We start from the raw sequence: 24,124 nt of genomic DNA on the forward strand, positions 1-24,124 counted from the left end.
CGAGCACCGGAGGACCGCATGCCCAGCCCGATCCGCCCTCGTCTCACCCGCGTCGGGGCTCCCCTCGTCGCCGTCGTCCTGACCCTCGGGCTGGCGGCGTGCTCCGACGGCGACATCGACGACGCCGCGCAGAAGGCCAAGGACGCCGCCAGCCAGGCCCAGAGCGCGGTCGACGACCTCAGGGCGCAGGTCGACGACGCCAAGGCCCAGGCGGACGCCGCCGCGCAGAAGATCAGCGACCTCAAGGAGAAGCTGGGCACCCTCGACGACAAGGCCGCCACGGCCGTCACCGACTCGCAGACCGCCGTCGCCGACGCCCAGGCAGCCCTCGAGAAGGCCAAGACCGACGGCTCGACCGCGTCGCAGCAGGCGGTCGACGACGCCAAGGCCAAGGTGGCCGACGCGCAGGACGAGCTCGACGCGGCCAAGGCGAACGCCAGCGGCTCGGCGGCCGACGCCCTCGACCAGATCTCGCAGCAGCTGTCCACCCTCAGCGACAAGCTCGACGCCGCCAGCAGCTGACCACGGCCCGCGGCGACGAACGCCGCCCGAGTGTGCCCAGGCAGCGATCCGTTGCGTGTCGAAAGGGTGAATTCCCCGCTCATCGGCGCGGGATGTTGTACCTGGCGCGGTCCGTGCCGATCTTCTAGACATGGCCGAACGTCAGGCGCAGCGGGTTCTGCGGCGACACCACGTGGAGTGGTGGATCGTCGCGGCCTGGGCGTCACTTGCGCTCGTCGTGGTCGCGGGCCTCACCGCCGCGACCGGACTGGTGAGCTGAGCGGAGACGCTCCCGGACCCGTCGCTCCGACGGGTCCGCCTCGGACCACCGCCTAACCTTCACCCATGACCGCACCCCGCTGGCAGGACGTCGCCCGCGCGACCGGGCTGATGGGCGACGACGGCGTCCCCCGAGCCACCGTGTTCGCCGAGATGTCGGCCCTGGCCGCCCGCACCGGCGCGGTCAACCTGGGTCAGGGCTTCCCCGACGTCGACGGCCCGGCATCGGTGGCACGGGCGGCGGCCGACGCGATCGCGGCCGGTGCCAACCAGTACCCGCCCGGACCGGGCATCCCCGCGCTGCGCGAGGCGATCGCCGAGCACCAGGCGACGCGGTACGGCCTGCGCTGGGACCCGCATAGCCAGGTGCTGGTCACCGCCGGCGCGACCGAGGCCATCGCGGCGACCGTGCTGGCGCTCGCCGGTCCCGGCGACGAGGTGCTCACGCTGGAGCCGTTCTACGACGCGTACGCCGCGGTCATCGCTCTGGCCGGCGCCACCCACACCACGGCGCCGCTGCGCGCGACGCCCGACGGGTTCCGCCTCGACCTCGACGCGCTGGCCGTGGCGTTCACGCCGCGGACCCGGCTGGTGCTGGTCAACACCCCGCACAACCCCACGGGCACGGTGCTGACGCGCGACGAGCTCGCGGCGATCGCCCGGCTCGCGGTCCAGCACGACGCCCTGGTGGTCACGGACGAGGTGTACGAGCACCTGGTGCTCGACGGGTCCGATGCCGTGCACGTGCCCATCGCGACCCTGCCCGGGATGGCCGAGCGGACGCTCACGATCTCGTCGGCCGGCAAGACGTTCTCGTTCACCGGCTGGAAGATCGGCTGGGTCACCGGGCCGGAACCGCTGGTCACCGCGGTGCGGACCGTCAAGCAGTTCCTCACCTACGTGAACGGCGCGCCGTTCCAGCCGGCGGTCGCGTTCGCGCTGCGCGACCCCGCCGTCGCCGCCTGGGTGGTCGAGCTCGCCGCGTCTCTGTCCCGCCGGCGCGACCTGCTGTGCGGCGGTCTCGAGGACGCCGGCTTCGCGGTCGTCCGGCCGCAGGGCACCTACTTCGTGCTCGCCGACGCGACGCCGCTCGGCTACGACGACGGCGCCGCGCTGTGCCGCGACCTGCCCGGGCTGGCCGGCGTGGTCGGCGTGCCCGTCACGGCGTTCACGCACGCGGGTTCCGACGTCGACACCGCGCTGCGCTCGTGGGTGCGGTTCACGTTCGTGAAGCGCGACGAGGTGCTGACGCAGGCCGTCGCCGGCCTGCACCGGTTGCACCGGGCCTGACCCCGCTCGCGTCAGCGACGGGCACGGATCCTGCGGCGGGCGACCGTGAGCGCCAGACCCGCGCCCACCAGCGAGAACGCGGTGAGCAGACCCACCACGGGGTCGGTCCCCGTCGAGGCCAGGGAGGTGGGCGTCGTGGCGTGCTGCGCGGGCATCCGGACCGTCACCGTCAGCACGGTCGGCTTCCGCACGGTCGCGGTCGGCGTGCTCGTGGTGACCGTCACCGTGAGCACCGGCGCGGCGATCGCCGAGATCGGCGGGGGCGGGTAGGTGACCGTCATGGTCGCCGTCACGGTCTGCCCGCGCGAGCTGGTGACCTGGTAGTCGAGATCCGCGTCGCCGTGGAAGCCCGGCGCGGGCGTGAGCACGACGCGCCCGGCGTCGATGGTCCACGTGCCCTCGCCCGGCACCGTGACGGTGGTCGCGGGCAGGCCGGTCGTGGGGTCGACCAGGCGGACGGTCGAGACGTCCCACGAGAGGTTGTCGCCGGGCGAGTCGTTGGTCAGCTCCGCCAGGGTCGTCGGCTGGCCCGGGACGCCGGTGGCGTCGTCGTCGAACGCGTGCGCGAGCTGCACCGGGATCGAGACGCGGACCGTCACCGTGGCTGTCGTGGTCTGCCCCGCCGTGTCGGTCGCCGTGTAGGTGAACGTGTCTGTGCCGCCCCAGCCGACGGGCGGCGTGTACGCGTAGCCGCCGCCGGGCGTAACGGTGACCGTGCCGTGGGCGGGGGTGCCGACGGCGGTCACCGTAAGACCCGTGCCCGCGTCGTTGACCAGCAGACCGGTGCCGGTGCTCGTCAGGTTGGCCGGGACCGTGCCCAGGTCGTCATCTGCGGCCCTCGGCGTGACCGTGATCGTGACCTTGGCGTCGTCGGAGAGCGAGCCGGCGGACGCGACGTACGTGAACGTGTCCGTGCCCGAGAAGTTGTGCGCCGGCGTGTACACGAGCCCGCCCGTCGGGCCGAGCGTCACCGAGCCGTGCAGCGGCGCCGACGGCGAGCCGGCCGTGAGCCCGGTCCCCGCGTCGTTGGCCAGCACGCCGGTCGCGGGGACCGTCAGCGGGGTGTTCGCCGTGGTCGTCCAGGCGTCGTCGGCGGCGACGGGCGTGACGGTGATCGTGACGACGGCGGACGCGGGTCGGTCGTAGCGGTCGATCACCGTATAGCGGAACGTGTCGGTCCCCACGTACCCGGCGTCCGGGACGTACGTGAAGGACCCGTCCGCTCCGATGGTCACGGATCCGTGCGACGGCTTCGTCGTCGAGGCGGGGACGACGGTGAGCCGGGTGCCCGTGTCGTTGAGCAGCGTGCCCTTGGGTGCGGGGACTGTGAGAGTCGTGTTGACGCGCGTCGTGGCCGCGTCGTCCCTCGCAACCGGCCCAGCGGGCGGCGGCGACTGCGAGAGCACGTCGAGCGACGTCGCGGTGTTCTTCGAGGGGAAGAACGTCCAGAGGTCCAGCCCCTTGGCGTCCCCGAGCGTGCCGCCGGTCTCGGGGCAGTACTGGTTGGCATTGAGCCCGGTGGTGTCACCGAACGCCCGCAGCCCGGCGGTGCTGTCGATGCCGATCCCGGGCGCGGCGAAGAACTGCAGCGGGAGGCCCGGCGAGAACGTGCTGCACAGCGTGCCCGAGCCGACGTCGCCCACCCGGGCGCCGGTGCTCGTGAGGTACGTGCGGTCGTCGAAGAAGACCGTCGTGCAGCTGCCCGTGAACGGGCACACGCCCTGCGGCGGGTTGAGCAGGGTGATCGTCGGACCGCCCAGCGTCGAGCTCTCCACGTCGAGCATCGGCGCGTGGTACTCGCCCGCCCGGATCACGGCGCGCACGCTGTAGGCGTCGTCCCTCGCCGGCAGCGGCAGGCGGCTGTTGTCGTTCCCGTCCCAGGTCACGGTGGTGTCCCCCGGCGGGACGACGCCGCGCAGGGCCCGGTTGCCGGGCAGGCCGGGGTCGAAGTCGACCCCGTCGCGGGAGATCACAATCTCGTAGGTGCCGCCCGACGCCGCCTGGAGCTGGAACGTCCCGCCCTGGCCCTCGTAGCTCCCGTGGCTCGTGGCCCGACCGGCGAAGTCGACGGCGCCGAGGGTGGGCGGCACCGGGGCGGCGGGGATGTGGAGCTCGGCGAGCGTCTCCGCGGCCAGCGGCTCGAAGGAGAGGGGGTACTCCGGCTTGGCCAGGTGCACGCCGCCGACGAGCCCCGGCAGCGTCTGCKGGTTGGTGCCCGTGCCGACGATGTCCCGGTTCAACGGGGTCGTGCCGTCGGCGTCGAGGAAGCCCTCACGGTTGCCGTAGAACACGAACCCGTTCGGGTCGAAGCCGTGGGTGTTCACCGCGTAGCGGTAGCCGTCGAGCGTGTTGAGGAACAGCTTCATGGTCACCGGCCGCGGGTTGCCGCCCGTGAAGCCTGCGAGCACGTAGGTGAAGGMCCGGCCGGGGATGTCGACGACGTCCGCCGGGCTGGTGCCGGCGCGGACCGTGAGGTCCCAGGCGTTGACCGACGAACCCGCCGCGGCCAGGAACCCGTCCGACGGGTTCAGCAGGCTGTCCGGCGCCCCGTCGGCGGCGTTGTTCGTGCCCGCCGCGCCGTAGAACGCCACGCGGTACAGGCCCGTCTTGGGCGCCGTGTAGACGCACGGCACGTAGCCGGCGGTGTTCTGCGTCCCGTCCACCGTCTGTGCGCGCGCCAGCTCCTGCGCACGCGTGGTGAGCTTGCCGACGAGGCTCGCCGCGCCGGGCCGGTGCGCCGCGCAGCTGAACCCGTTGGTGCCGTCGACCAGGGCGGGCAGCGTGACCGCCTCCGTGTCCGTGATCACGCCCGGGTTCCAGATGGTGATGTCCGCACTGCCCGTCCCGATCGACGACGACCCCGTGAGGATCTGCTCGCCCGTCTTGGCGAAGACCGTGAACAGCGTCCGGCGCTGGATCTGCGTCTCGCCCGCCGGCCCGTAGGCGTTGGTCCGCCACTCGAGCGCGGCACGGCACGGGTGGGTCGCGTCGCAGGCGGGGTCGGAGGCGCCCACGCGCGGGAACAGGTCGGCGCTCCCCGAGGCGACGGCGGGCACGGCGGCACCGCCGAGCGCGAGCACGGCGACGAGGAGGCTGAGCACGAGGCGACGCAGCATGTGCGGTTTCGGTCCTTCCGGCAGCCTGGCGCGCCCGGGGTCCGTCAGGGCGGGCGGTCGCCGGGCACGCTAGAGACATCGGCACCGCCGCGGCAGGGCCGGACGTGTCAGGGCACCGGACGAGTGAAGATCACCCGTGCCACTTGTCCAGCGATGGGCGAAACGCCTGGTCAGCCCGCCATCTCGCCGTCACCCGAACGAGGAAGGCCGAGCCGGACGGTCAGACCGCCCAGGCMCCGTCGCGGTGGTACGCGGGGGTGGCCAGGGTGAGCACCAGCAGGGCCGCCATGGACGCGCCGACCATCACGGCCGCCATCGCGACGGCATCGCCGCCGAGCAGGCCCGACAGCGGGCTCACGAGTCCCGCGACGCCCGCCTGCATCGACCCGATCACCGCGGCGGCCGTCCCCGCGATCTCCCCGTGCCGGGTGAGTGCCAGCGCCGAGGCGTTCGGCGGGATGAAGTTCACCAGCGCGAGGATCAGCCACAGCACCGCGAGCAGCGCGATGAGGCCGCCCCAGCCGGTGAGGGCCAGCGCGAGCAGGACGCCGGTGAGCCCGAGCGAGATGGGCAGGACCACGCGCACGATCCGGATCGGGGCAACCCGACGGACGAGGGACGCATTGATCTGCGCACCGAGCACCAGTCCGAGGCCGTTGACGGCGAAGAGCAGCGAGAACGCTCCCGACGACAGCCCGTAGCCCTCGCGGAGCACGAACGGCGACGCGACGACGTAGCTCATCAGCACCGCCATGCCGAGGCCCGGCAGGACGGCCAGCGCGACGAAGTGGCGGTCGCCGAGCAGCGAGCGGTAGCCGGAGATGGCGGTGCGCAGACCACCCTGACGGCGCCGGTCGGGCGGCAACGTCTCGGGGAGCCGACGCCAGACGACGACCCACAGCACGACCCCGAACACGGCGAGCGCGAAGAACACCGACCGCCATCCCCACTGCCCGGCGATGAGCCCACCGAGCGACGGGGCGAACAGCGGCGCGACGCCGATCACGAGCATGAGGCGAGACATCAGCCGCGAGGCGTCAGCACCGACGAACCGGTCGCGGATGATCGCCATGGCCACGACCGTGGCCGACGCGTTGAAGAAGCCCTGCACACTGCGCAGCGCGATGAGCGGCACGATGGCCGGTGCGATCGCGCACAGGAGCGACGTGACGACGTGGAGCACGACGCCGATCAGCACGGGCTTGCGCCGCCCGAACCGGTCCGAGAGCGGCCCGATCACCAGCTGACCGACCGCGCCGCCGATGAGCATCGCCGTCATGGTCAGCTGCGCCGCGGTGGCCGACGTGTGCAGGTCACGCGCCACGTCGGGCAGGGACGGCAGGTACATGTCGGTGGAGATGGCCGGCAGCGCGCACATCAGCCCCAGCATCAGCACGTACTTGGCGTTGGGCCGGAACTGGGGAGCGGGTGCGGCACCCGTCGCCGTCACCACACCCGGAGGTACGACACCGGCGGCCGGCGCTCGGCCGGTCCGTGCGGGAGTGGTGGTGCGTGACGTCATCGGAGCCCATCCTCCCACAAGAAACGAATCGATTCGATGCGAGCGGGCGTGACGCCTGGCACGCTGGAGCCATGTGTGGTCGCTATGCCTCCTTCCGCGAGGACCAGGCGCTGGCCGATGAGTTCGCCATCGCCACCGTCGCCGACGACGTCCGGCTGCTGCCGCCGAGCTGGAACGTCGCCCCGACCGACGGCGTCCGCATGGTGGTCGAGCGCGCGGACCGGGAGACCGGCGAGATCACGCGGCAGCTCCGCGTCGCGCGCTGGGGGCTCGTGCCGTCGTGGGCCAAGGACGTGTCGGTCGGGAACCGGATGATCAACGCCCGCGTGGAGTCGCTCGAGCAGAAGTCGGCGTTCGCCCGCCCCTTCGCGGTCCGCCGCGCCCTCCTGCCCGCCGACGGCTACTACGAGTGGAAGAAGCCCGACCCCGGCGCCGCGACCAAGCGCAAGCAGCCGTTCTACCTGCACCCCGCCGACGGCGACCTCGTCGCCCTGGCCGGGCTGTACGAGTTCTGGAAGGACCCGACCAAGGCCGACGACGACCCCGACCGCTGGGTGGTCAGCGCGACCGTCATCACGCGGCCGGCCTCCGAGGAGCTCGCCCACATCCACGACCGCCAGCCGCTCATGCTCCGCGCCGAGGCGTGGTCGGCGTGGCTGGACCCGGCGGTCGGCGCGGACGGCGCCCGCGAGCTCCTCGAGTCCCCCGCGCCACAGATCGTCGCGACCCCGGTCTCGACCGCGGTCAACACGGTCGCCAACAACGGCCCGTCGCTGGTCGACGAGGTCGAGCCCGACCCAAGCGGCGCCTAGGAGCCCGCGGCCCGCAGCCGCACGGGGTGCACGGACCCGATCCCCGCGAGCCGCCGCACCGGCCGCGGCTCGAGCACGAACCGCGCGTCGACGGACAGCACCTCGGCCGTCGCGGCGTCGACGAGCACGGTGCTGGGCTCGGCGATGTCGGTCAGGCGCGCGGCCAGGTTCACGTCGGGTCCGAACACGTCGCCGAACCGCGACAGGACGCGACCCCACACCAGCCCGACCCGGACGGGCGTGACGCCGCGGGCGCCCTCGAACAGGCCCCCGGTCGTGGTCTCGCGGTCGACGTCGAGCTCCTTGCCCAGGGCCTCGGCCAGCCCGAGCGCGATGACCGCACCGGTGCCGGGGCTGTCGGCGACGAAGAGGATGGCGTCGCCGATCGTCTTGACCACGCGCCCGCCGGCCGCGGCGACGACGTCGCGTGCGGCGGCCTCGAAGCGCTGCACGAACTGCGAGAGGTCCGTCGACCCGAGCCCGGCGGTGCGGCGCGTGAACGACACCATGTCCGCGAACCCGACGGCTCGGGCGAGCGGCAGGGCGGAGCTCTCGGGACCGGGGGCGCGCAGCTGGCCGAACTCGCCCGCGTAACGGCCCGCGATCGCCGCGAGCTGGCGGCGGTACGAGTGCACCAGCTGGGCCTCGAGCACGGGCGCCAGCGACGCGAGCCGGTCGAGCACGAKCAGGCGGGCGGAGGTGTCGTCGAGCTCGTACCGCCCCGCCATGTCCTCCACCAGCGCCTCGACCTGCCACAGCGCGAGGCGGTCGGAGGTGTGGCCGAGGGCTCGCGTGACGGTCATGACGGTCCGCAGGTCGAGGCCGTGCTCGCGGACCAGGGCCGCCGCGCGGTCGATGGCCTCGGCGTCGCGCTCGGTGTAGATCGGGTCGTCCGGGTCGGCGTGCGGCAGGCCCATGGTGGTCCAGAACGCCCGGACGACGTCGACCTCGATGCCGGCCCGCTCGGCCAGGTCACGGGCGCTGAGGCTACGGGTGCCGCCCAGCAGCTCGGCGTCCAGCTCACCCACCGTCGACTCGACGAAGTCGAGGTCCTGCGATCGCTCGTCCGGCACGGGTCGAGGGTAGTTCAAACGGCGGGGCGGACGTGACGTACGTCACCCGCGAGCACGCGGTGCTCGGCACCCGCGTCGTCGACGACCACCAGCGCGCCGTCGTCGTCGAGCCGCGCCGCCCGACCGCTGACGGAACCACCGCCCGGCAGCTCCACCCGCACCACGGTCCCGAGCGTGCTGCACACGGCCGCCACCTCGTCGGCGAGGCCCGACCCGCGGGCGTCGCCCCCGGAGTCCCGCCACCGCTGGGCCACCTCGAGCTGCGCGTCGACGAGCGCCACGAGCATGCCCTCACGGTCCACGTGCTGCGCGCCCGCGAGCGCGAGCGAGGTCGCGCTGGCCACGGGAAGCTCCTCCTGGGTCTGGCTGACGTTGATGCCGATCCCGATGACGACCGCCGGCGGCTGCCCCGCGGGCAGCGCKACGACCTCGGTGAGGATGCCGCCGATCTTGCGGGCGGCACCCCACCCGTCGACCTCGGTGTCGGCCGGCACGAGCAGGTCGTTGGGCCACTTGAGCGTCGCCGGGACCCCACCGGTGGCCCGCAGGGCGTTGACGGCACCGAGGCCCGCGAGCAGGGCGATCCACCCGAAGGACTCCGCCGGCACCGGAGGGTGGGACACGAAGCTGCAGGTCAGCGCGGTCCCCGCTGGCGTCTCCCACGACCGCCCGGCCCGGCCGCGCCCGCCCGCCTGGTGCTCGGCCACGAGCACGCTGGCGTCGGGCCACGAGGTCGGGTCCGCCCGCAGGTCCGCGGCGAGATCGGTGTTCGTCGACTCCGTGCGCTCCACGATCTCGACCCTCGACAAGGGACCGGCGGGGGCGAGCAGGAGGTCGCGGAGCTCGGCGACACGCAGGGCGGCGGGCATCGTGGGCACAGCGCCATGATGGCCTGCGTTGTGGGAACCCGACACCCCGACGCGGGCAACACCGTGATCCGCCTGCACGTGCATGGTGGGCATCGACAACTAGCCTCGGTCGGGTGACAGACACCCAACAGCCCGTCGACACGGCCCCGCGCACCACGGCCGCCAAGCTGGCCGACCTCGCCGACCGCTACGGCGCCGCCCAGGCGGCGGAGCAGGCCGCGGTCGACAAGCAGCACGCGCGCGGCAAGCGGTCCGCCCGCGAGCGCATCGAGCAGCTCCTCGACGAGGGCTCGTTCACCGAGGTCGACGCGTTCGTGCGGCACCGCTCCACCAACTTCGGCCTGGACAAGAAGCGGGTCGAGGGCGACGGGGTCGTCGTCGGGCACGGGACGGTCGACGGCCGCCCGGTCTGCATCTACTCCCAGGACTTCACGGTGTTCGGCGGCAGCCTGGGCGAGGTGCACGGCCAGAAGATCACCAAGGTCATGGACCTCGCGCTGCGCACCGGCGTGCCGCTCGTCGGGATCAGCGACGGCGGCGGCGCGCGCATCCAGGAGGGCGTCGCGGCCCTCACGCAGTTCGCCGAGATCTTCCGTCGCAACGTGGCCGCCTCGGGGGTCATCCCGCAGATCAGCCTCATCCTCGGCCCCTCGGCGGGCGGCGCGGTGTACTCCCCCGCGCTGACCGACTTCATCGTCATGGCCGACGGCACGTCGAACATGTTCATCACCGGCCCCGACGTCATCCGCGCCGTGACCGGCGAGGACGTGGGCTTCGAGGAGCTGGGCGGCGCGACCACCCACAACACCCGCTCGGGCGTCGCGCACTACATGGCCGCGGACGAGGACGACGCGTTCGACTACGTGCGCGCGCTGCTCACCTACCTGCCGCAGAACAACCTCACCGACCCGGTGACGTTCGACCACGAGACCGACCTGTCGGTGAACGAGACGGATGAGGAGCTGGACACGCTCCTGCCCGACTCCGACAGCCAGCCGTACGACATGCGGACGGTGATCGAGCACGTCCTGGACGACGGCGTACTTCTCGAAGTGCAGCCGTTGTACGCCCAGAACGTGCTCATCGGGTTCGGCCACGTCGAGGGGCATCCCGTCGGCATCGTGGCCAACCAGCCCATGTCGATGGCCGGCACGCTGGACATCAACGCCGCCGAGAAGGCCGCGCGCTTCGTGCGCACGTGCGACGCGTTCAACATCCCGGTGCTCACGTTCGTCGACGTCCCGGGCTTCCTGCCGGGCACGGACCAGGAGTGGAACGGCATCATCCGGCGCGGCGCCAAGCTGATCTACGCCTACGCCGAGGCCACCGTCCCGCTCGTCACGGTCATCACCCGCAAGGCGTACGGTGGCGCGTACATCGTGATGGGCTCCAAACAGCTGGGCGCCGACGTGAACCTGGCCTGGCCCACCGCGCAGATCGCGGTCATGGGCGCCGGGGGCGCGGTGAACATCCTGCAGCGCGGCGCTCTCAAGTCCGTCGCCGACGCCGGCGGGGACGTCGAGGCGGAGCGCCGGCGCCTGACGGCCGAGTACGAGGAGGCCATCGTGAATCCCTGGGATGCGGCGGACCGCGGCTACGTGGACGCGGTCATCGCGCCCGCGCAGACGCGCACGCAGATCACCAAGGCCCTGCGACTGCTGCGCACCAAGCGCGCCAGCCTGCCGCCCAAGAAGCACGGGAACATCCCGCTGTGAGCGAGCACGAGCACGGCGGGCACGCCGACGAGCACGGCGGCCACGACGACCCGGCGCACGGCCCGGAGCCGCTGGTCGGGGTCGACGCGACCGCCCTGCACGCCACCGTCGACGCCCTCTCTGCCGCGCTGCACGGCTATGTCGACGCGGCGGTGGGCGTCCGGGCGGAGTTCGGCTCGACGGAGGCGGACGAGGACCCGCGGATCCTGGTGCTCGAGTCGGAGATCGGCGGCCTGAACGCGCAGCTGTACGACCTGCTGCACGAGCGCCTGGGCATCCACGCCGACCTCACGGGCATGTCGTGGGGCGACGACGAGCACGGCGACGCCGACGCGCCCCGCAGCGACGCGGAGATCGACACGTTCCACCTCGGCTTCGTCGTCGGTCCCCCGCCCGGCACGTCGGACCTGTCGCTCGACTCCGTGCTGGACCTGGTCGAGCAGGGTGGCGCCGAGCTGGCGCAGCACCTGGTGGACGCCGGGTTCGAGGTGGGCGAGTGGGGCGTCTCCCGCGGCGCGGCCGTCGCGTTCGAGGAGGACGACGACACGGACGAGGACGACGAGGACCCCGATGACTGACGCCCACGTGCAGGTCGTGCGCGGGACGCCCGACGACATGGAGCTCGCGGCGCTGGTCGCGGGCCTGATGGCGGCGGCGTCCGAGCGCGCCCGCCTCGCGGAGGTCTCGGACCGGGCCGTCGCGGCGCCGTGGGCGGACCGCCGACGCACGATGCGYGGCACGCGGGTCGGCCTGCGCCCGGGCCCGGACGCGTGGCGCTGGAGCCTGCGCGGCTGAGCAGAGAATGCGCGCTACTGGTCAGTAGCCGCCGAGTAAGGTCGTGCGGGTGACTTCGACGACGAACTCCCCCGTGCGCGAAGCCTCCCCGATCGACGCGATCGCCGAGGCCTACATCGCCCAGTACGCGACCCTCGACCCCCTCGGCGCCACCGCCATGGGCATCGCGGGCCACGACGACGAGATGACCGATCTCTCCCCCGCCGGCCTCGACGCGCGGGCGGCGCTGGCCCGTACCACGCTCCAGGCGCTGGACGGCGTGGCGGCGACCGACGACATCGACCAGATCACGCTGGCCGCCATGCAGGAGCGCCTGGGCCTCGAGCTCGAGCTGCACGCCGCGGGCGAGTTCCTGCGGGACCTCAACAACATCGCCTCGCCCGTGCAGGGCCTGCGCGACATCTTCGACATCATGCCGACCGGCAGCGTCGAGGCGTGGTCGAACATCGCCGCCCGCCTCAACGCCCTGCCTACGGCGATCGACGGGTACATCGAGTCCCTGCGGCTCGCCGCGAGCACCGGCGCCGTCGCCGCGAAGCGCCAGGTCGAGGAGTGCGCCCGCCAGGCCGCCGAGCAGGCGGACCCGGAGTCCTCGTTCTTCACCGGGTTCATCACGGGCGAGGCCGTGGACTCCGTGCTCGACGAGTCCGCCGCCTGTTCCCTGGTCCGGGCCGAGCTCGAGCACGGCGCGACCGCGGCTCGGAGCGCCTACGCGACGCTGGCGACGTTCCTGTCCGACGAGCTGGCGCCCCAGGCCCCGGAGGCGGACGCCGCCGGTCGTGAGCGGTACGCGCTGTGGTCGCGGGCGTTCCTGGGCGCCACGGTGGACCTCGAGGAGACCTACCGGTGGGGGCTCGAGGAGCTCGCGCGCGTGGTCGCCGAGCAGGAGGCCGTCGCCGCCCAGATCGCCGGGCCCGGCGCCACGGTCGAGCAGGCCGTCGCCGTGCTCGACGAGGACCCCGCACGCACGCTGCACGGCACGGACGCGCTCCAGGCGTGGATGCAGGAGACGTCGGACGCCGCGATCCAGGCGCTCAACGGGAAGCACTTCGACATCCCGGTCCCCGTCCTCACGCTCGAGTGCAAGATCGCCCCGACGCAGAGCGGCGGCATCTACTACACGGGCCCCAGCGACGACTTCAGCCGGCCGGGCCGCATGTGGTGGTCCGTTCCGCCGGAGGTCACCACCTTCAACACCTGGCGCGAGAAGACGACGGTCTACCACGAGGGCGTCCCGGGCCATCACCTGCAGGTCGGGCAGGCGGTCTTCGAGCGCGCGACGCTCAACACCTGGCGCCGGCTCGCGTGCTGGACGTCGGGCCACGGGGAGGGCTGGGCGCTCTACGCCGAGCGCCTCATGGCCGACCTCGGCTTCCTCGACGACCCGGGCGACCGGCTCGGCATGCTCGACGGGCAGCGGATGCGCGCCGCCCGCGTGGTCTTCGACCTCGGCGTGCACCTCGGGCTGGAGGCCCCCGAGGAGTGGGGCGGCGGCACCTGGGACGCCGACAAGGGCTGGGAGTTCCTGCGGGCCAACGTCAACATGCCCGAGGCGTTCATCCGCTTCGAGTGGAACCGGTACCTGGGCTGGCCGGGCCAGGCGCCCTCGTACAAGATCGGGCAGCGCCTCTGGGAGCAGACGCGTGACGCCGCCAAGGCGAAGGCGGACGCGGCCGGCGAGGAGTTCGACATCCGTGCCTTCCACGCCCGCGCGCTGGCCATGGGCTCCCTCCCGCTGGACGTGCTGAAGGCGGCCTTCGCGAGCTGACGACGAACGACCAGGGGCCGGTGGCGCACCGCCACCGGCCCCTCGTCGTCCCTCCAGGTCAGAGGAAGGACGAGCCGTACTTGAGGACGATCGCAGCCGCCAGCAGCACGATGAGCGCGACGGTGACGAACCAGTCGTTGCCGTGCGCGACGAACCGTCGGGCGGACGGACCCCACCGGCCCGGGAAGTTGATCGCGTGCTCGCGCACGTTCAGGCGCGTCAGGCCCGCCCACACCAGCGTCGTCGTCACCGTGATGAGCAGGCACCACGGGCATAGCGCCTTGATGACGAAGTACGCCTCGAAGAACAGCCACCACGCGAACAGGAAGCCGACGGTGTAGATCGCCTGCGCCGAGAGCATGAACCAGCGCGGGAACCGCACCGCGCCGAGGATCGCCACGGCCACGGTGATGACGACGGCCTCGGCGGCGATCCCGAGGAACGCGTTGGGGAAGAACTCGCCCAAGATGTGCGCCTGCCACGTCTGGGCCACGGCCTTGCAGTCGATGACCGAGTTGATCGAGCACCCGAGGTTGGCGTCCGGGTTGGCCGCCAGCTTGACCGCGTCGATCGAGAGCACGAACGACGCCAGCAGACCGAGCGCGCCGGAGATGACCATCTCGATCGCGGTCCGCGTCCGCCACGCCTGCGTGGGCGGCTCGAGCAGGTCGGGGTCCGGGTCGACGAGCTCATCGTCAAGCTCGTCGATCTCGTCGGGGTCGCCGTCGTGCAACGACCTCGTCGCGTCTCCCACAGGGCGCCTCCTCGTGACCTCGGGCCGGCGGAACCGCCCGCGCGCGCCCATTGTGCCTTGGCAACCCGTGCTCCGGGCCAGGACCTTGGGTCCGGCCGTCACGGGTTCTCGCGACGACGGCGTGCGTCCCGCCCAGCGCTCTCGCGCGCGGCGACGACGAACTAGGCTCGCCACCCGTGACCCGCCTGCTGCTCGCCTCCGCCTCGCCCGCCCGCCGCGCCACCCTTCTCGCCGCCGGGATCGACCCGCTCGTCGCGGTGTCGGGCGTCGACGAGGAGGCCGTGCTGGCCGCCGCGACCGAGCGGTTCGGCGCGCTGGAGCCCGCGGACGCGGTGCTGCTGCTGGCGCAGGCCAAGGTCGAGGACGTGTCCCGGAACCTGCCCGAGGAGCTCGAGGACGCCGACGACCTGCTCCTGCTCGGCTGCGACTCGATGCTCGAGCTGGGCGGCGAGATCTACGGCAAGCCCCGGGACGCCGCCKAGGCGACGGCCCGCTGGCGCGCGATGCGGGGCCGCACGGGCGTGCTGCACACCGGGCACTGGCTCATGGACGAGCGCGACGTGCCCGCGATGCTCGGGGCGACGTCGTCGACGACGGTGACGTGGGCGAACCTGTCCGACGAGGAGATCGACGCCTACGTCGCGACGGGCGAGCCGCTCGCGGTGGCCGGTGCGTTCACCATCGACGGCCTGGGCGGACCCTTCGTCGAGCGGATCGAGGGCGACCACCACGGCGTGGTCGGGCTGAGCCTGCCGCTGCTGCGCGAGCTGCTCGGCGAGGTGGGCGTGCGTATCCCCGACCTCTGGCGCTAGTCCTGACCTAGGTCCTAGGGAAGGGCGTTCCCGCAGGTGAACGATCTACCTGTGGGCCAGCCCGAGAGGCCCATCGGGGCCGGGTAGGCCGGGCCCGCGAGGGGCGTCCAAGGACATGACATGTCGACCGACACTGCTAAGAACAACCGCTTCGTCCGGATCTCCGGCCTGCTGGCGATCATCGCCGGTGCCGTGATGGTCATCGCGGGCGCAGTGACCTGGGGGGCCGTCTCCTCCCACCTGACCGCCGAGAACATCACCGTCAGCGAGGACGCTGCGGCCTTCGGCGGGCAGACCGTGAACACGCCGTGGGAGGCCTACGCACAGGCCGAGATCATCAACCACCACGCGCTCGAGGCGACCGGCGGCAAGACCTACGCCGAGCTGGACAAGGAAGACCCGCTGCGCGCCGTCGCCATGAACGGCTCGTTCCTGCGGGCGTCGCTCTTCACCTCGGTCGTCGCCTTCGGCGTCGCGGCCCTGGTGGTGGGTGTCGGCCTGGTCTTCGGTCTGATCGGCTTCGCGCTGCGCAAGGTCGCGCCGGCCGCCGAGGTCGTCGCACCGGCCGTCGACGAGAACCTCGTCGCCCGCGTCTGACAGCACGCCAGCCGAGCCCGGTCTCCCCAGGGGGCCGGGCTCGGCTGCGTTCGCGGTGATTGTGGCGTTGCGACAACCGCGCCGTCGCAGATCCGTCATGACGGGCGGCGCACCTGAGGATCCCTACAAACCCGTGCCCTGGAAGGTTGGTCGGATCGACAATCTTGGGAGGGCGCGCGCCCCGGGCGCGGGTCCGGCACGCACCGGGCGTTACGGTGAGCCGTGCCCGCCATCTCCAAGGTCCTCATCGCCAACCGCGGTGAGATCGCCGTCCGCATCGCCCGAGCCTGTCGCGACGCTGGGATCGGCTCCGTCGCCGTCTACGCCGACACCGATCGCGAGGCCGTGCACGCGCGGATCGCCGACGAGGCGTTCGCGCTGAACGGTGCGCGCGCGGCGGAGACGTACCTCGACATCCCCAAGCTGCTCGACGTGGCCCGGCGGTCGGGCGCCGACGCCGTGCACCCGGGCTACGGCTTCCTCGCCGAGAACGCCGCGTTCGCGCAGGCCGTCCTCGATGCGGGGCTCGTCTGGATCGGTCCCCCGCCGTCGGCCATCGAGTCCCTCGGCGACAAGGTCAGCGCGCGGCACATCGCGCAGAAGGCCGGCGCGCCCCTGGTCGCCGGAACCGCCGACCCCGTGCAGGGCGTCGCGGAGATCCACGCGTTCGTCGCCGAGCACGGCCTGCCCGTGGCCATCAAGGCGGCGTTCGGCGGCGGCGGTCGCGGCCTGAAGGTCGCGCGCGAGTCCGGCGAGATCGACGAGATGTTCGAGTCCGCCACGCGCGAGGCCGTCGCGGCGTTCGGGCGCGGCGAGTGCTTCGTCGAGCGGTACCTCGACCGCCCGCGGCACGTCGAGACGCAGTGCCTCGCCGACGCCTACGGCACGGTGGTCGTCGTCTCCACGCGTGACTGCTCGCTGCAGCGCCGCCACCAGAAGCTGGTCGAGGAGGCGCCCGCGCCGTTCCTCACCGACGCGCAGCGCACTCAGCTGGTCGAGTCCTCGAAGGCGATCCTGCGGGAGGCCGGGTACGTCGGCGCCGGGACCTGCGAGTTCCTGGTCGCCGCCGACGGCACGATCTCGTTCCTCGAGGTCAACACGCGCCTGCAGGTCGAGCACCCGGTCTCCGAGGAGATCAGCGGCATCGACCTGGTCCGCGAGCAGCTGCGCATCGCGGCAGGCGAGCCGCTCGGTTACGACCACGTGGAGACCCGCGGCCACTCGCTCGAGTTCCGGATCAACGGCGAGGACCCGGGCGCGGGCTTCCTGCCGGCGCCGGGGCGCATCACCACACTGCGCTTCCCCTCCGGCCCCGGCGTGCGCGTCGACTCCGGCGTGGTCGAGGGCGACAGCGTCTCGGGCCTCTTCGACTCGATGATCGCCAAGGTCATCGTCACCGGCGCCGACCGGCCCCAGGCGCTCGCCCGGGCCCGCCGGGCGCTGGCGGAGCTCGAGGTCGTCGGCATCCCCACGGTCGTCCCGTTCCACCGCGCGGTGCTGGACGCCGAGGCGTTCGCCCCGAAGGACCCAGCCCAGCCGTTCTCCGTGCACACGCGCTGGATCGAGACGGAGTTCGCGGAGACCGTCGCCGCGCTCGCGCCGGCCGCACCGCAGGAGGAAGACGAGGACGACGAGCCCGCCGCGCTGGAGCGCGTGGTCGTCGAGGTCGGCGGCAAGCGGCTCGAGGTCGTCCTCCCGGCCGCGCTCGCGCTCGGTCGCGGCCCGGGCGGCGCCGGTCGTGGGCCCGGCGGCCCGGGCGCGCGCCGACCCGTGCGTCGCGCGGCCCGTGCGAACGGGAGCAGCAACGGCACCACCCTGGCGTCCCCGATGCAGGGCACCATCGTCAAGGTCGCGGTCGCGGAGGGCGCGCAGGTGGCCGAGGGCGACCTGGTCGTCGTGCTCGAGGCTATGAAGATGGAGCAGCCGCTGCTGGCGCACCGCGCCGGAACCGTGACGTCGCTGTCCGCGGGCGTCGGGTCGAGCGTGAGCGCCGGCACCGCCATCTGCGAGATCGTCGGCTGACGCAGGCGTGCCGGACGGACCACCTCCCCACCGCCAGCGCCAGCCGGGCGACGGCTGGGTCGAGTGCGCGTGCGGCCGGCGCCACTGGGGGCTGCACGGCGCCGCGGGCCTGCTGCTCGCCCGGCGCGACGCCGACGGCACGCCGACCGCGGTCGTCCTGCAGCACCGCGCCGTGTGGAGCGACCAGGGAGACACCTGGGGCGTGCCCGGCGGGGCCCGGATGCCCGACGAGTCCGCGGAAGACGCGGCGCTGCGCGAGGCCGAGGAGGAGGCCGGGATCGACCGCCAGGCCGTGCGGCTGCGCGAGTCGTCGGTCCTGCAGCACCCCGACTGGTCCTACACGACCGTCCTGGCCGACGAGATCACGCCCGTGCACCCCGCCGTGACCGACGCGGAGAGCGTGGAGCTGCGCTGGGTGCCGATCGACGCGGTGGCGGATCTCCCGCTGCTGCCCGCGTTCGCCGACGCCTGGCCGCGGCTGCGCGACCGCCTGGTGGCTCTCGGCGGCCGGTGACGGGCCTCACAGCACCGGCCGCCGGACCGTCTCGCGCCCGGACGGCTCGCCGGGGTAGTGTCCCCTCAGTGAGGTAAGCCTGCCCTCATCCGATGCCCGACCGGGTGTCAGCCCCTGCACTCGGAAGACGCTCCATGGTCGCCAACTACCTCATCGGTCTGCGCGAGGGCCTCGAGGCCGCGCTGGTCGTCAGCATCCTCGTCGCGTACCTGGTCAAGACCGGGCGCCGCGACCAGCTGCCGGCGCTCTGGGCCGGGGTCGGCATCGCGGTGCTCGCGTCGCTCGCGTTCGGCGCGATCCTCACGTTCGGGCCGTCGGGGCTGTCGTTCGAGGCGCAGGAGGCCATCGGCGGCACGCTCTCGATCATCGCCGTCGGCCTGGTCACCTGGATGATCTTCTGGATGGCTCGCACGGCCCGGCACATGAAGTCCGACCTGCACCACAAGCTCGACGACGCGATGAGCGCGGGCAAGAAGGCGGTCCTCGTGGTCGCGATGCTCGCCGTCGGGCGCGAGGGCCTCGAGACCGCGCTGTTCCTGTGGGCCAGCGCACAGGCGACCAGCGGCACCGCCGTCAACGCCAGCCCCAACCTTGGCCCCCTGATCGGCGCGGCCCTCGGGCTCGGCACCGCGGTGCTGTGCGGCTGGCTGCTCTACCGCGGCGCCCTCAAGCTCAACCTTCGCCTGTTCTTCGCCTGGACCGGCCTGTTCCTCGTGGTCGTCGCCGCGGGCGTGCTGTCGTACGGCGTGCACGACCTGCAGGAGGCCGGCATCCTGCCCGGCCTGAACAACCTGGCGTTCGACGTCTCGGCGACCATCCCGCCCAGCAGCTGGTACGGCTCGCTGCTCAAGGGCGTCTTCAACTTCTCGCCCGCCACCACGTGGCTCCAGCTGTTCGCCTGGTTCGCCTACATCGTGCCGACGATGTACTTCTTCATCCGCATCACGTGGGGCTCCGCACCCGCCCGCCCGTCGGCGCCCGCCGTCGCGCCGGCCGCGCGCGCGACCGCCGCCTGACATCCACCGCGCCCGTTTCCTAGGAGACCCATGTCCCGCCGCACCACAGTCGTCGCCGCCGCCGTGGCCGCGCTCGTCCTGCCGCTCGTCGCCGCGTGTGTCCCCAACGACACGTCGACGCCGGGCGCCAGCGGCTCCGCGGGCGCGCTGACGGTCACCTCGACGGCCGACACGTGCGACGTCTCCGCCACCGAGGCCGACTCCGGCACGGTCCGCTTCGCGGTCACCAACGCGGGCGACGACGTCACCGAGTTCTACCTGCTGGGCGACGACGGGCTGCGGGTCGTCGCCGAGGTCGAGAACGTGGGCCCCGGCCTCTCGCGCGACCTCATCGCGCAGGTCAAGCCGGGCACGTACTACACCGCCTGCAAGCCGGGCATGGTCGGCGACGGCATCCGCGCCGAGTTCACGGTGAACGACAGCGGCGCCCAGGTGGGCCCCACGGGCGACACCGCCGACCAGCTTGCGGCCGCCGAGGCGTCCTACGTCGCGTACGTGAAGGACCAGGTGGGCGCGCTGATCGCCGGCACGCAGGAGTTCGCCGACGCGTACACCGCGGGTGACGACGAGCAGGCGAAGGACCTGTACGCCGACACGCGGGCGCACTGGGAGCGCATCGAGCCCGTCGCCGAGTCGTTCGGCGACCTCGACCCCAAGCTGGACCTGCGCGAGGCCGACGTCGAGGAGGGTGACACCTGGACCGGCTGGCACCTGGTCGAGAAGGACCTGTGGCAGCCGACCGCCGACGCGAACGGCGGCGTCACCTACGTGCCACTGACGCCGGAGCAGCGTGCGGCCGCGGCGGCCGACATCGTCGCGAACACGCAAGCGCTGGTCGACGAGGTCAACGCCACCGACTTCACGTTCGAGGCCTTCCAGATCGCCAACGGCGCCAAGGAGCTGCTCGACGAGGTCGCCACCGGCAAGGTCACCGGCGAGGAGGAGATCTGGTCGCACACCGACCTCTGGGACTTCCAGGCGAACGTCGACGGCGCCCGCGTGGGCTACGAGGTGCTCGCGGACGTCGTCGAGGCCGAGGACCCGGACCTCGCGGCTACGCTGGCCACCCGGTTCGAGGAGCTCGACACGCTGCTGGCGGCGCAGGGCTCGCTCGACACCGGCTTCACGTACTACGACAAGCTCACGGACGCGCAGGTCAAGCAGCTCGCCGCTGCGGTCGACGCGCTCTCCGAGCCCCTCTCCCAGCTCACCGCGACGGTGACGGGCGCCTGACCGAAGAGGAGTGCCCGTGTCCGCCCCCACGGACCCGCACGACGAGCCCACCGCCCCGACCAGCGGCCTGTCCCGGCGCGCTGTCCTCGGACTCGGCGGTGGGCTCGCCGCCGTCGGCGTGGCCGCCGGCTTCGGGCTCGGCCGCGCCACGGCTCCCGAGCCCGCTGCCGGCGCGACGGCCTCCGCGGGGACGTACCCGTTCACGGGCGAGCACCAGGCCGGCATCGTCACGCCCGCGCAGGACCGGCTCTACCTCGCCGCCTTCGACCTGACGACGACCTCGCGCGATGAGCTGGTCGAGCTGCTGCGCCGCTGGACCACGATCGCGGCGCGGCTCACCCAGGGCCTGTCGGCGGGTCCGTTCGGGCCGGCGTCGGGACCGTACGACGCCCCGCCCGACGACACCGGCGAGGCCGCCGACCTGCCCCCGGCCGGGCTGACGATCACGTTCGGGTTCGGCCGGTCGCTGTTCGTCGGCACCCCGTCGCCCGACGGCACGCCCGGCGAGGACCGCTTCGGCCTGGCCGACCGCCTGCCCGGCGGGCTCGTCGACCTCCCGCACTTCGCCGCCGACGACCTCGACCCGGCCCGCAGCGACGGCGACCTCGTGGTGCAGGCCTGCGCGGACGACCCGCAGATCGCCGTGCACGCCATCCGCAACCTGTCCCGCGCCGCGTTCGGCAGCGCGACGATCCGCTGGACGCAGCTGGGGTACGGCCGCACGTCGTCGACGAGCACCGCCCAGCGCACACCGCGCAACCTGTTCGGGTTCAAGGACGGCACGGCCAACGTCAAGGCCGAGGAGACCAAGGCGCTCGACGAGCACGTCTGGGTGCCCGCGAGCGCGGCCCGGGACGACGAGACCGACTCGGCCTGGCTCACGGGCGGCTCCTACCTCGTCGCACGCCGGATCCGGATGCGCATCGAGACGTGGGACCGCACGTCGCTGCGCGAGCAGGAGAACCTCATCGGCCGCACCAAGGGTGTCGGCGCCCCGCTGTCCGGCGGCACCGAGTTCACCGAGCCGGACTTCACCACCGAGGGCAAGGGGGCCGCCCCGCTCATCGCGGTCGACTCGCACGTCCGGCTGGCGCACCCCGACTTCAACGACGGCGTCCGGCTGCTGCGCCGCGGCTACAACTTCACCGACGGCAACGACGCGCTGGGCCGGCTCGACGCGGGGCTGTTCTTCCTCGCGTTCGTCCGCGACCCCCGCACGCACTTCATCCCGATGCAGTCGTCGCTCTCGAGCAACGACGCCCTCATGGAGTACCTCACGCACACGGCGTCGGGCCTCTACGCCGTGCCGCCGGGCATTCCGGACGGTGCGCTGGTCACCGGCCCGGACGGCACGCCGGTGACCACGGACGACAGCCCGTTCGTCGGGCAGCAGCTGTTCGCCTGACGGCGGGAGTACTCTGCCGCGCGTGACGACGACGCCCGACGAGACCCCCGCCCGGACGCCGCCCGACGCCGGCACGCCCACGCGCGTGTGGCTCGTCGCGCTGCTCACCGTGATGTGCCTGGAGATGGTCCGGGCCTCCGGTCCGCTGCTCGACCGCGCGTTCGCCGCCGGCACGGTGAACGCCGCGGTCACGGCGCTGGGCACCTACGCGGGCGCCGGTGTGGTCGCCGCGGTGATCCTGCTCCTGGTCGGGCGCTCGTCCGGCACCCCCGACGCCCGCACGCTGCTGCTGGGCGCCTCCGTGCTGGCCGTGCTGCGCGTGGTCGTCCAGGCGCTCGACGGGCTCGCGCTCGACGTCGTCGGGCTCGTCACGGTCGCCGTGTCGGTCGGCGTGCTGACGCTGGCGGTCGCGTTCGTCGCGGGGCGCCCGGCGGGCGGTCGGCAGGCCGCCACCGGGCTCGTCATCGGGTCGGGGCTGTCCGTCGGCCTGCAGCTGGTGCTCGGCACGTGGGACGCGGTGTGGCGCGACAGCTGGACGGGCTGGGTGGTCGCAGTCGTGCTCGCGCTCGCCGTCGTCGCCACGGCCCGCGGCCTCGTCGCCTTCACCACGCCCGACGAGCAGGCCACGGGACGGCCGCGCCGGCTCTGGGGGCTCGGGCTGTACCTGGCGCTGGCCGCGATGATCGTCGCCAACCCCGCGTTCGTCGCGTCGCAGTCGGGCGTCGCGCTCGGGTGGGCCGGGCTCGCGGTCGTCGTCGCCAACGCGCTCGGTGCCTGGTCCCTGCTGCGGGCCAACCCCTGGTCGGCGGGCGTGCGGGTGGGGGCCGCGGTGCTGCTCGTCGCGGGTGTCGCCTGCGCGCTGTGGCTCACGGGGATCGCCGCGCTCGTCGCCGTGCTCGTGCTGCAGCTCTGCGTCGGCATCGTCCTGTCGGCCGCGCTGAGCGCCCACCGGCCCGCCCCCCGCGGCATCCCCCGGACGGGCGCGGCGACCCTGGTGGTCGGCCTCGGCACCATCGGGCCGCTGCTGCTCTACATGCTCGACTACGACGTCCCGCTGCCCGTCGACAACGTCTGGGTCGTCGTCCTGACCGCGCTCGGCCTGGCACTCTCGGGCCTGCGTCGGCGCACCCCGGGCGCCGTCCCGGCGCTCACCAGCCCCGACCGCATGCCCACCCGCCTGAGCTCGGTGCGGCTGCTGATCCTGCCCGCGATCGTCCTCGCGCTCCTCGGCCTCATCCCGTCGACCATCAGCACCACCGGCGCCGACGTGCCTGCGCAGGCGGCCGGCGACGACCTCACGCTGGTCGACTGGAACCTGCACTACGGCGTCTCCCCGCTCACCGCGGTGGACCTGGAGGGCATCGCGGCGACCATCGAGGCGCAGGACCCCGACGTCGTCACGCTCCAGGAGGTCGAGCGCGGCTGGGTGTTCGGCGGCGGCGCCGACATGGCGACGTGGCTGGCGCACCGGCTCGACATGACCATCCACTTCGCCCCCGCGGCGGACCACCAGTTCGGCAACGCCGTGCTGGCGCGGTCGGCGCTGACCGACGCCGTCGTCCACCCGCTGCCGTACGGCGCGGGTCCGCAGAGCCGGTCCGCCCTGTCCACCACGCTGACCACCGCGTCCGGCGCGGACGTGCGCGTCACGTCGATCCACCTGCAGCACCGCGAGTCGAACACCCCCACCCGGCTGGAGCAGCTGACGGCCTTCACCGGGGTGCCGGTGACCCCGCCGGCCGTGCTGGCCGGTGACCTCAACGCCGAGCCGGGCTCGCCCGAGATCCGGCTGCTGGAGACCGCGGGCTGGATGAGTGCGGGTCCCGCCGAGGTGCCCACGTCCCCGTCCCAACGTCCCCGGCAGAAGATCGACTGGGTGTTCGGGCAGGGCGTGACGTTCGGCCAGGCGACCGTGCTGGTCTCGCCGCAGCAGTCCGACCACCTCCCGCTCGTCACGCAGTTCCGGATCGCCGACTGACACACCGGGCCCGTCGGCGGCGTGGCCCGACCGCTCGTGTTGAAGCCTGTACC

At 73.2% G+C, this 24,124-nt stretch carries 21 protein-coding genes; 16 read left to right on the forward strand and 5 right to left on the reverse strand.

Annotated elements, in window-relative coordinates; genetic code table 11:
- Positions 1 to 18: 18 nt before the first annotated feature.
- The 3 genes from AC1DYZ_RS10390 to AC1DYZ_RS10400 all read left to right on the forward strand — a co-directional run bounded on the left by AC1DYZ_RS10390 (position 19) and on the right by AC1DYZ_RS10400 (position 2,070).
- On the forward strand, positions 19 to 522 hold the full coding sequence (locus tag AC1DYZ_RS10390; protein WP_477065120.1) for a hypothetical protein: 504 nt from the start codon (positions 19 to 21) through the stop codon (positions 520 to 522).
- Positions 523 to 652: 130 nt separating this feature from the next.
- The gene (locus tag AC1DYZ_RS10395; protein WP_175346467.1) at positions 653 to 781 is read left to right on the forward strand and encodes a molybdopterin oxidoreductase; all 129 of its coding nucleotides are present in this window, start codon (positions 653 to 655) and stop codon (positions 779 to 781) included.
- Between the two features lie 65 nt (positions 782 to 846).
- Positions 847 to 2,070 (forward strand): pyridoxal phosphate-dependent aminotransferase, encoded by a 1,224-nt coding sequence (locus AC1DYZ_RS10400; protein WP_477065121.1) that lies wholly within the window; start codon positions 847 to 849, stop codon positions 2,068 to 2,070.
- 11 nt (positions 2,071 to 2,081) lie between these two features.
- Here the strand turns inward: AC1DYZ_RS10400 and AC1DYZ_RS10405 are convergent, their stop codons facing one another.
- A complete protein-coding gene (locus AC1DYZ_RS10405) occupies positions 2,082 to 5,186 on the reverse strand; it encodes an Ig-like domain-containing protein (protein ID WP_477065122.1) in 3,105 nt (1,034 codons plus the stop codon).
- Positions 5,187 to 5,406: 220 nt separating this feature from the next.
- Positions 5,407 to 6,708 carry a multidrug effflux MFS transporter gene (locus AC1DYZ_RS10410; protein ID WP_477065123.1) on the reverse strand — a complete coding sequence of 434 codons (1,302 nt, stop codon included), beginning with the start codon at positions 6,706 to 6,708 and terminating at the stop codon, positions 5,407 to 5,409.
- A gap of 71 nt (positions 6,709 to 6,779) precedes the next feature.
- Here AC1DYZ_RS10410 and AC1DYZ_RS10415 point away from each other — a divergent pair, with 71 nt between their 5' ends.
- Positions 6,780 to 7,520 (forward strand): SOS response-associated peptidase, encoded by a 741-nt coding sequence (locus tag AC1DYZ_RS10415; RefSeq protein WP_477065124.1) that lies wholly within the window; start codon positions 6,780 to 6,782, stop codon positions 7,518 to 7,520.
- On the opposite strand, the gene AC1DYZ_RS10420 is transcribed toward AC1DYZ_RS10415, so the two are convergent.
- Positions 7,517 to 8,593 (reverse strand): adenylate/guanylate cyclase domain-containing protein, encoded by a 1,077-nt coding sequence (locus AC1DYZ_RS10420; RefSeq protein WP_477065125.1) that lies wholly within the window; start codon positions 8,591 to 8,593, stop codon positions 7,517 to 7,519. The genes AC1DYZ_RS10415 and AC1DYZ_RS10420 overlap by 4 nt on opposite strands.
- Positions 8,594 to 8,607: 14 nt before the next feature.
- Complete coding sequence (locus tag AC1DYZ_RS10425) at positions 8,608 to 9,462, reverse strand: biotin--[acetyl-CoA-carboxylase] ligase (protein ID WP_477065184.1); 855 nt, start codon at positions 9,460 to 9,462, stop codon at positions 8,608 to 8,610.
- Between the two features lie 113 nt (positions 9,463 to 9,575).
- Between AC1DYZ_RS10425 and AC1DYZ_RS10430 the strand changes: the two genes are divergently transcribed.
- The 4 genes from AC1DYZ_RS10430 to AC1DYZ_RS10445 are packed head-to-tail and all read left to right on the forward strand — an operon-like array spanning position 9,576 to position 13,740.
- Positions 9,576 to 11,177 carry an acyl-CoA carboxylase subunit beta gene (locus AC1DYZ_RS10430; RefSeq protein ID WP_477065126.1) on the forward strand — a complete coding sequence of 534 codons (1,602 nt, stop codon included), beginning with the start codon at positions 9,576 to 9,578 and terminating at the stop codon, positions 11,175 to 11,177.
- Positions 11,174 to 11,755 (forward strand): hypothetical protein, encoded by a 582-nt coding sequence (locus AC1DYZ_RS10435; protein ID WP_477065127.1) that lies wholly within the window; start codon positions 11,174 to 11,176, stop codon positions 11,753 to 11,755. The genes AC1DYZ_RS10430 and AC1DYZ_RS10435 overlap by 4 nt, the downstream gene beginning before the upstream one ends.
- Positions 11,748 to 11,972, forward strand: a complete 225-nt coding sequence (locus AC1DYZ_RS10440; RefSeq protein ID WP_456823301.1) for an acyl-CoA carboxylase subunit epsilon — start codon at positions 11,748 to 11,750, stop codon at positions 11,970 to 11,972. Before AC1DYZ_RS10435 ends, AC1DYZ_RS10440 begins: the two co-directional genes overlap by 8 nt.
- A 49-nt stretch (positions 11,973 to 12,021) precedes the next feature.
- Positions 12,022 to 13,740, forward strand: coding sequence for a DUF885 domain-containing protein (locus tag AC1DYZ_RS10445; protein ID WP_477065128.1), 1,719 nt, complete (start codon positions 12,022 to 12,024; stop codon positions 13,738 to 13,740).
- Between the two features lie 58 nt (positions 13,741 to 13,798).
- Here AC1DYZ_RS10445 and AC1DYZ_RS10450 read toward each other — a convergent pair whose 3' ends face one another.
- The gene (locus tag AC1DYZ_RS10450; protein ID WP_477065129.1) at positions 13,799 to 14,494 is read right to left on the reverse strand and encodes a vitamin K epoxide reductase family protein; all 696 of its coding nucleotides are present in this window, start codon (positions 14,492 to 14,494) and stop codon (positions 13,799 to 13,801) included.
- 176 nt (positions 14,495 to 14,670) lie between these two features.
- On the opposite strand from AC1DYZ_RS10450, the gene AC1DYZ_RS10455 reads away from it, so the two are divergent.
- From AC1DYZ_RS10455 to AC1DYZ_RS10490, 8 genes are all read left to right on the forward strand, one after another.
- Positions 14,671 to 15,306 carry a nucleoside triphosphate pyrophosphatase gene (locus AC1DYZ_RS10455; RefSeq protein ID WP_477065130.1) on the forward strand — a complete coding sequence of 212 codons (636 nt, stop codon included), beginning with the start codon at positions 14,671 to 14,673 and terminating at the stop codon, positions 15,304 to 15,306.
- Positions 15,307 to 15,426: 120 nt separating this feature from the next.
- Entirely contained in the window at positions 15,427 to 15,903 is a 477-nt protein-coding gene (locus AC1DYZ_RS10460; RefSeq protein WP_477065131.1) for an aromatic ring-opening dioxygenase LigA, read from the forward strand.
- 222 nt (positions 15,904 to 16,125) lie between these two features.
- A complete protein-coding gene (locus AC1DYZ_RS10465) occupies positions 16,126 to 17,925 on the forward strand; it encodes an acetyl/propionyl/methylcrotonyl-CoA carboxylase subunit alpha (RefSeq protein ID WP_477065132.1) in 1,800 nt (599 codons plus the stop codon).
- A 7-nt stretch (positions 17,926 to 17,932) separates the two neighbouring features.
- Positions 17,933 to 18,439, forward strand: coding sequence for an NUDIX domain-containing protein (locus AC1DYZ_RS10470; RefSeq protein ID WP_477065133.1), 507 nt, complete (start codon positions 17,933 to 17,935; stop codon positions 18,437 to 18,439).
- A gap of 134 nt (positions 18,440 to 18,573) precedes the next feature.
- The gene (gene efeU / locus AC1DYZ_RS10475; RefSeq protein ID WP_477065134.1) at positions 18,574 to 19,455 is read left to right on the forward strand and encodes an iron uptake transporter permease EfeU; all 882 of its coding nucleotides are present in this window, start codon (positions 18,574 to 18,576) and stop codon (positions 19,453 to 19,455) included.
- Positions 19,456 to 19,485: 30 nt separating this feature from the next.
- Positions 19,486 to 20,688 (forward strand): iron uptake system protein EfeO, encoded by a 1,203-nt coding sequence (gene efeO / locus AC1DYZ_RS10480; RefSeq protein WP_477065135.1) that lies wholly within the window; start codon positions 19,486 to 19,488, stop codon positions 20,686 to 20,688.
- A gap of 16 nt (positions 20,689 to 20,704) precedes the next feature.
- Entirely contained in the window at positions 20,705 to 22,093 is a 1,389-nt protein-coding gene (efeB, locus tag AC1DYZ_RS10485; RefSeq protein ID WP_477065136.1) for an iron uptake transporter deferrochelatase/peroxidase subunit, read from the forward strand.
- Between the two features lie 22 nt (positions 22,094 to 22,115).
- On the forward strand, positions 22,116 to 24,071 hold the full coding sequence (locus tag AC1DYZ_RS10490; RefSeq protein WP_477065137.1) for an endonuclease/exonuclease/phosphatase family protein: 1,956 nt from the start codon (positions 22,116 to 22,118) through the stop codon (positions 24,069 to 24,071).
- Positions 24,072 to 24,124: the final 53 nt, after the last annotated feature.

This window comes from Cellulomonas sp. P1_C4, assembly GCF_056406355.1.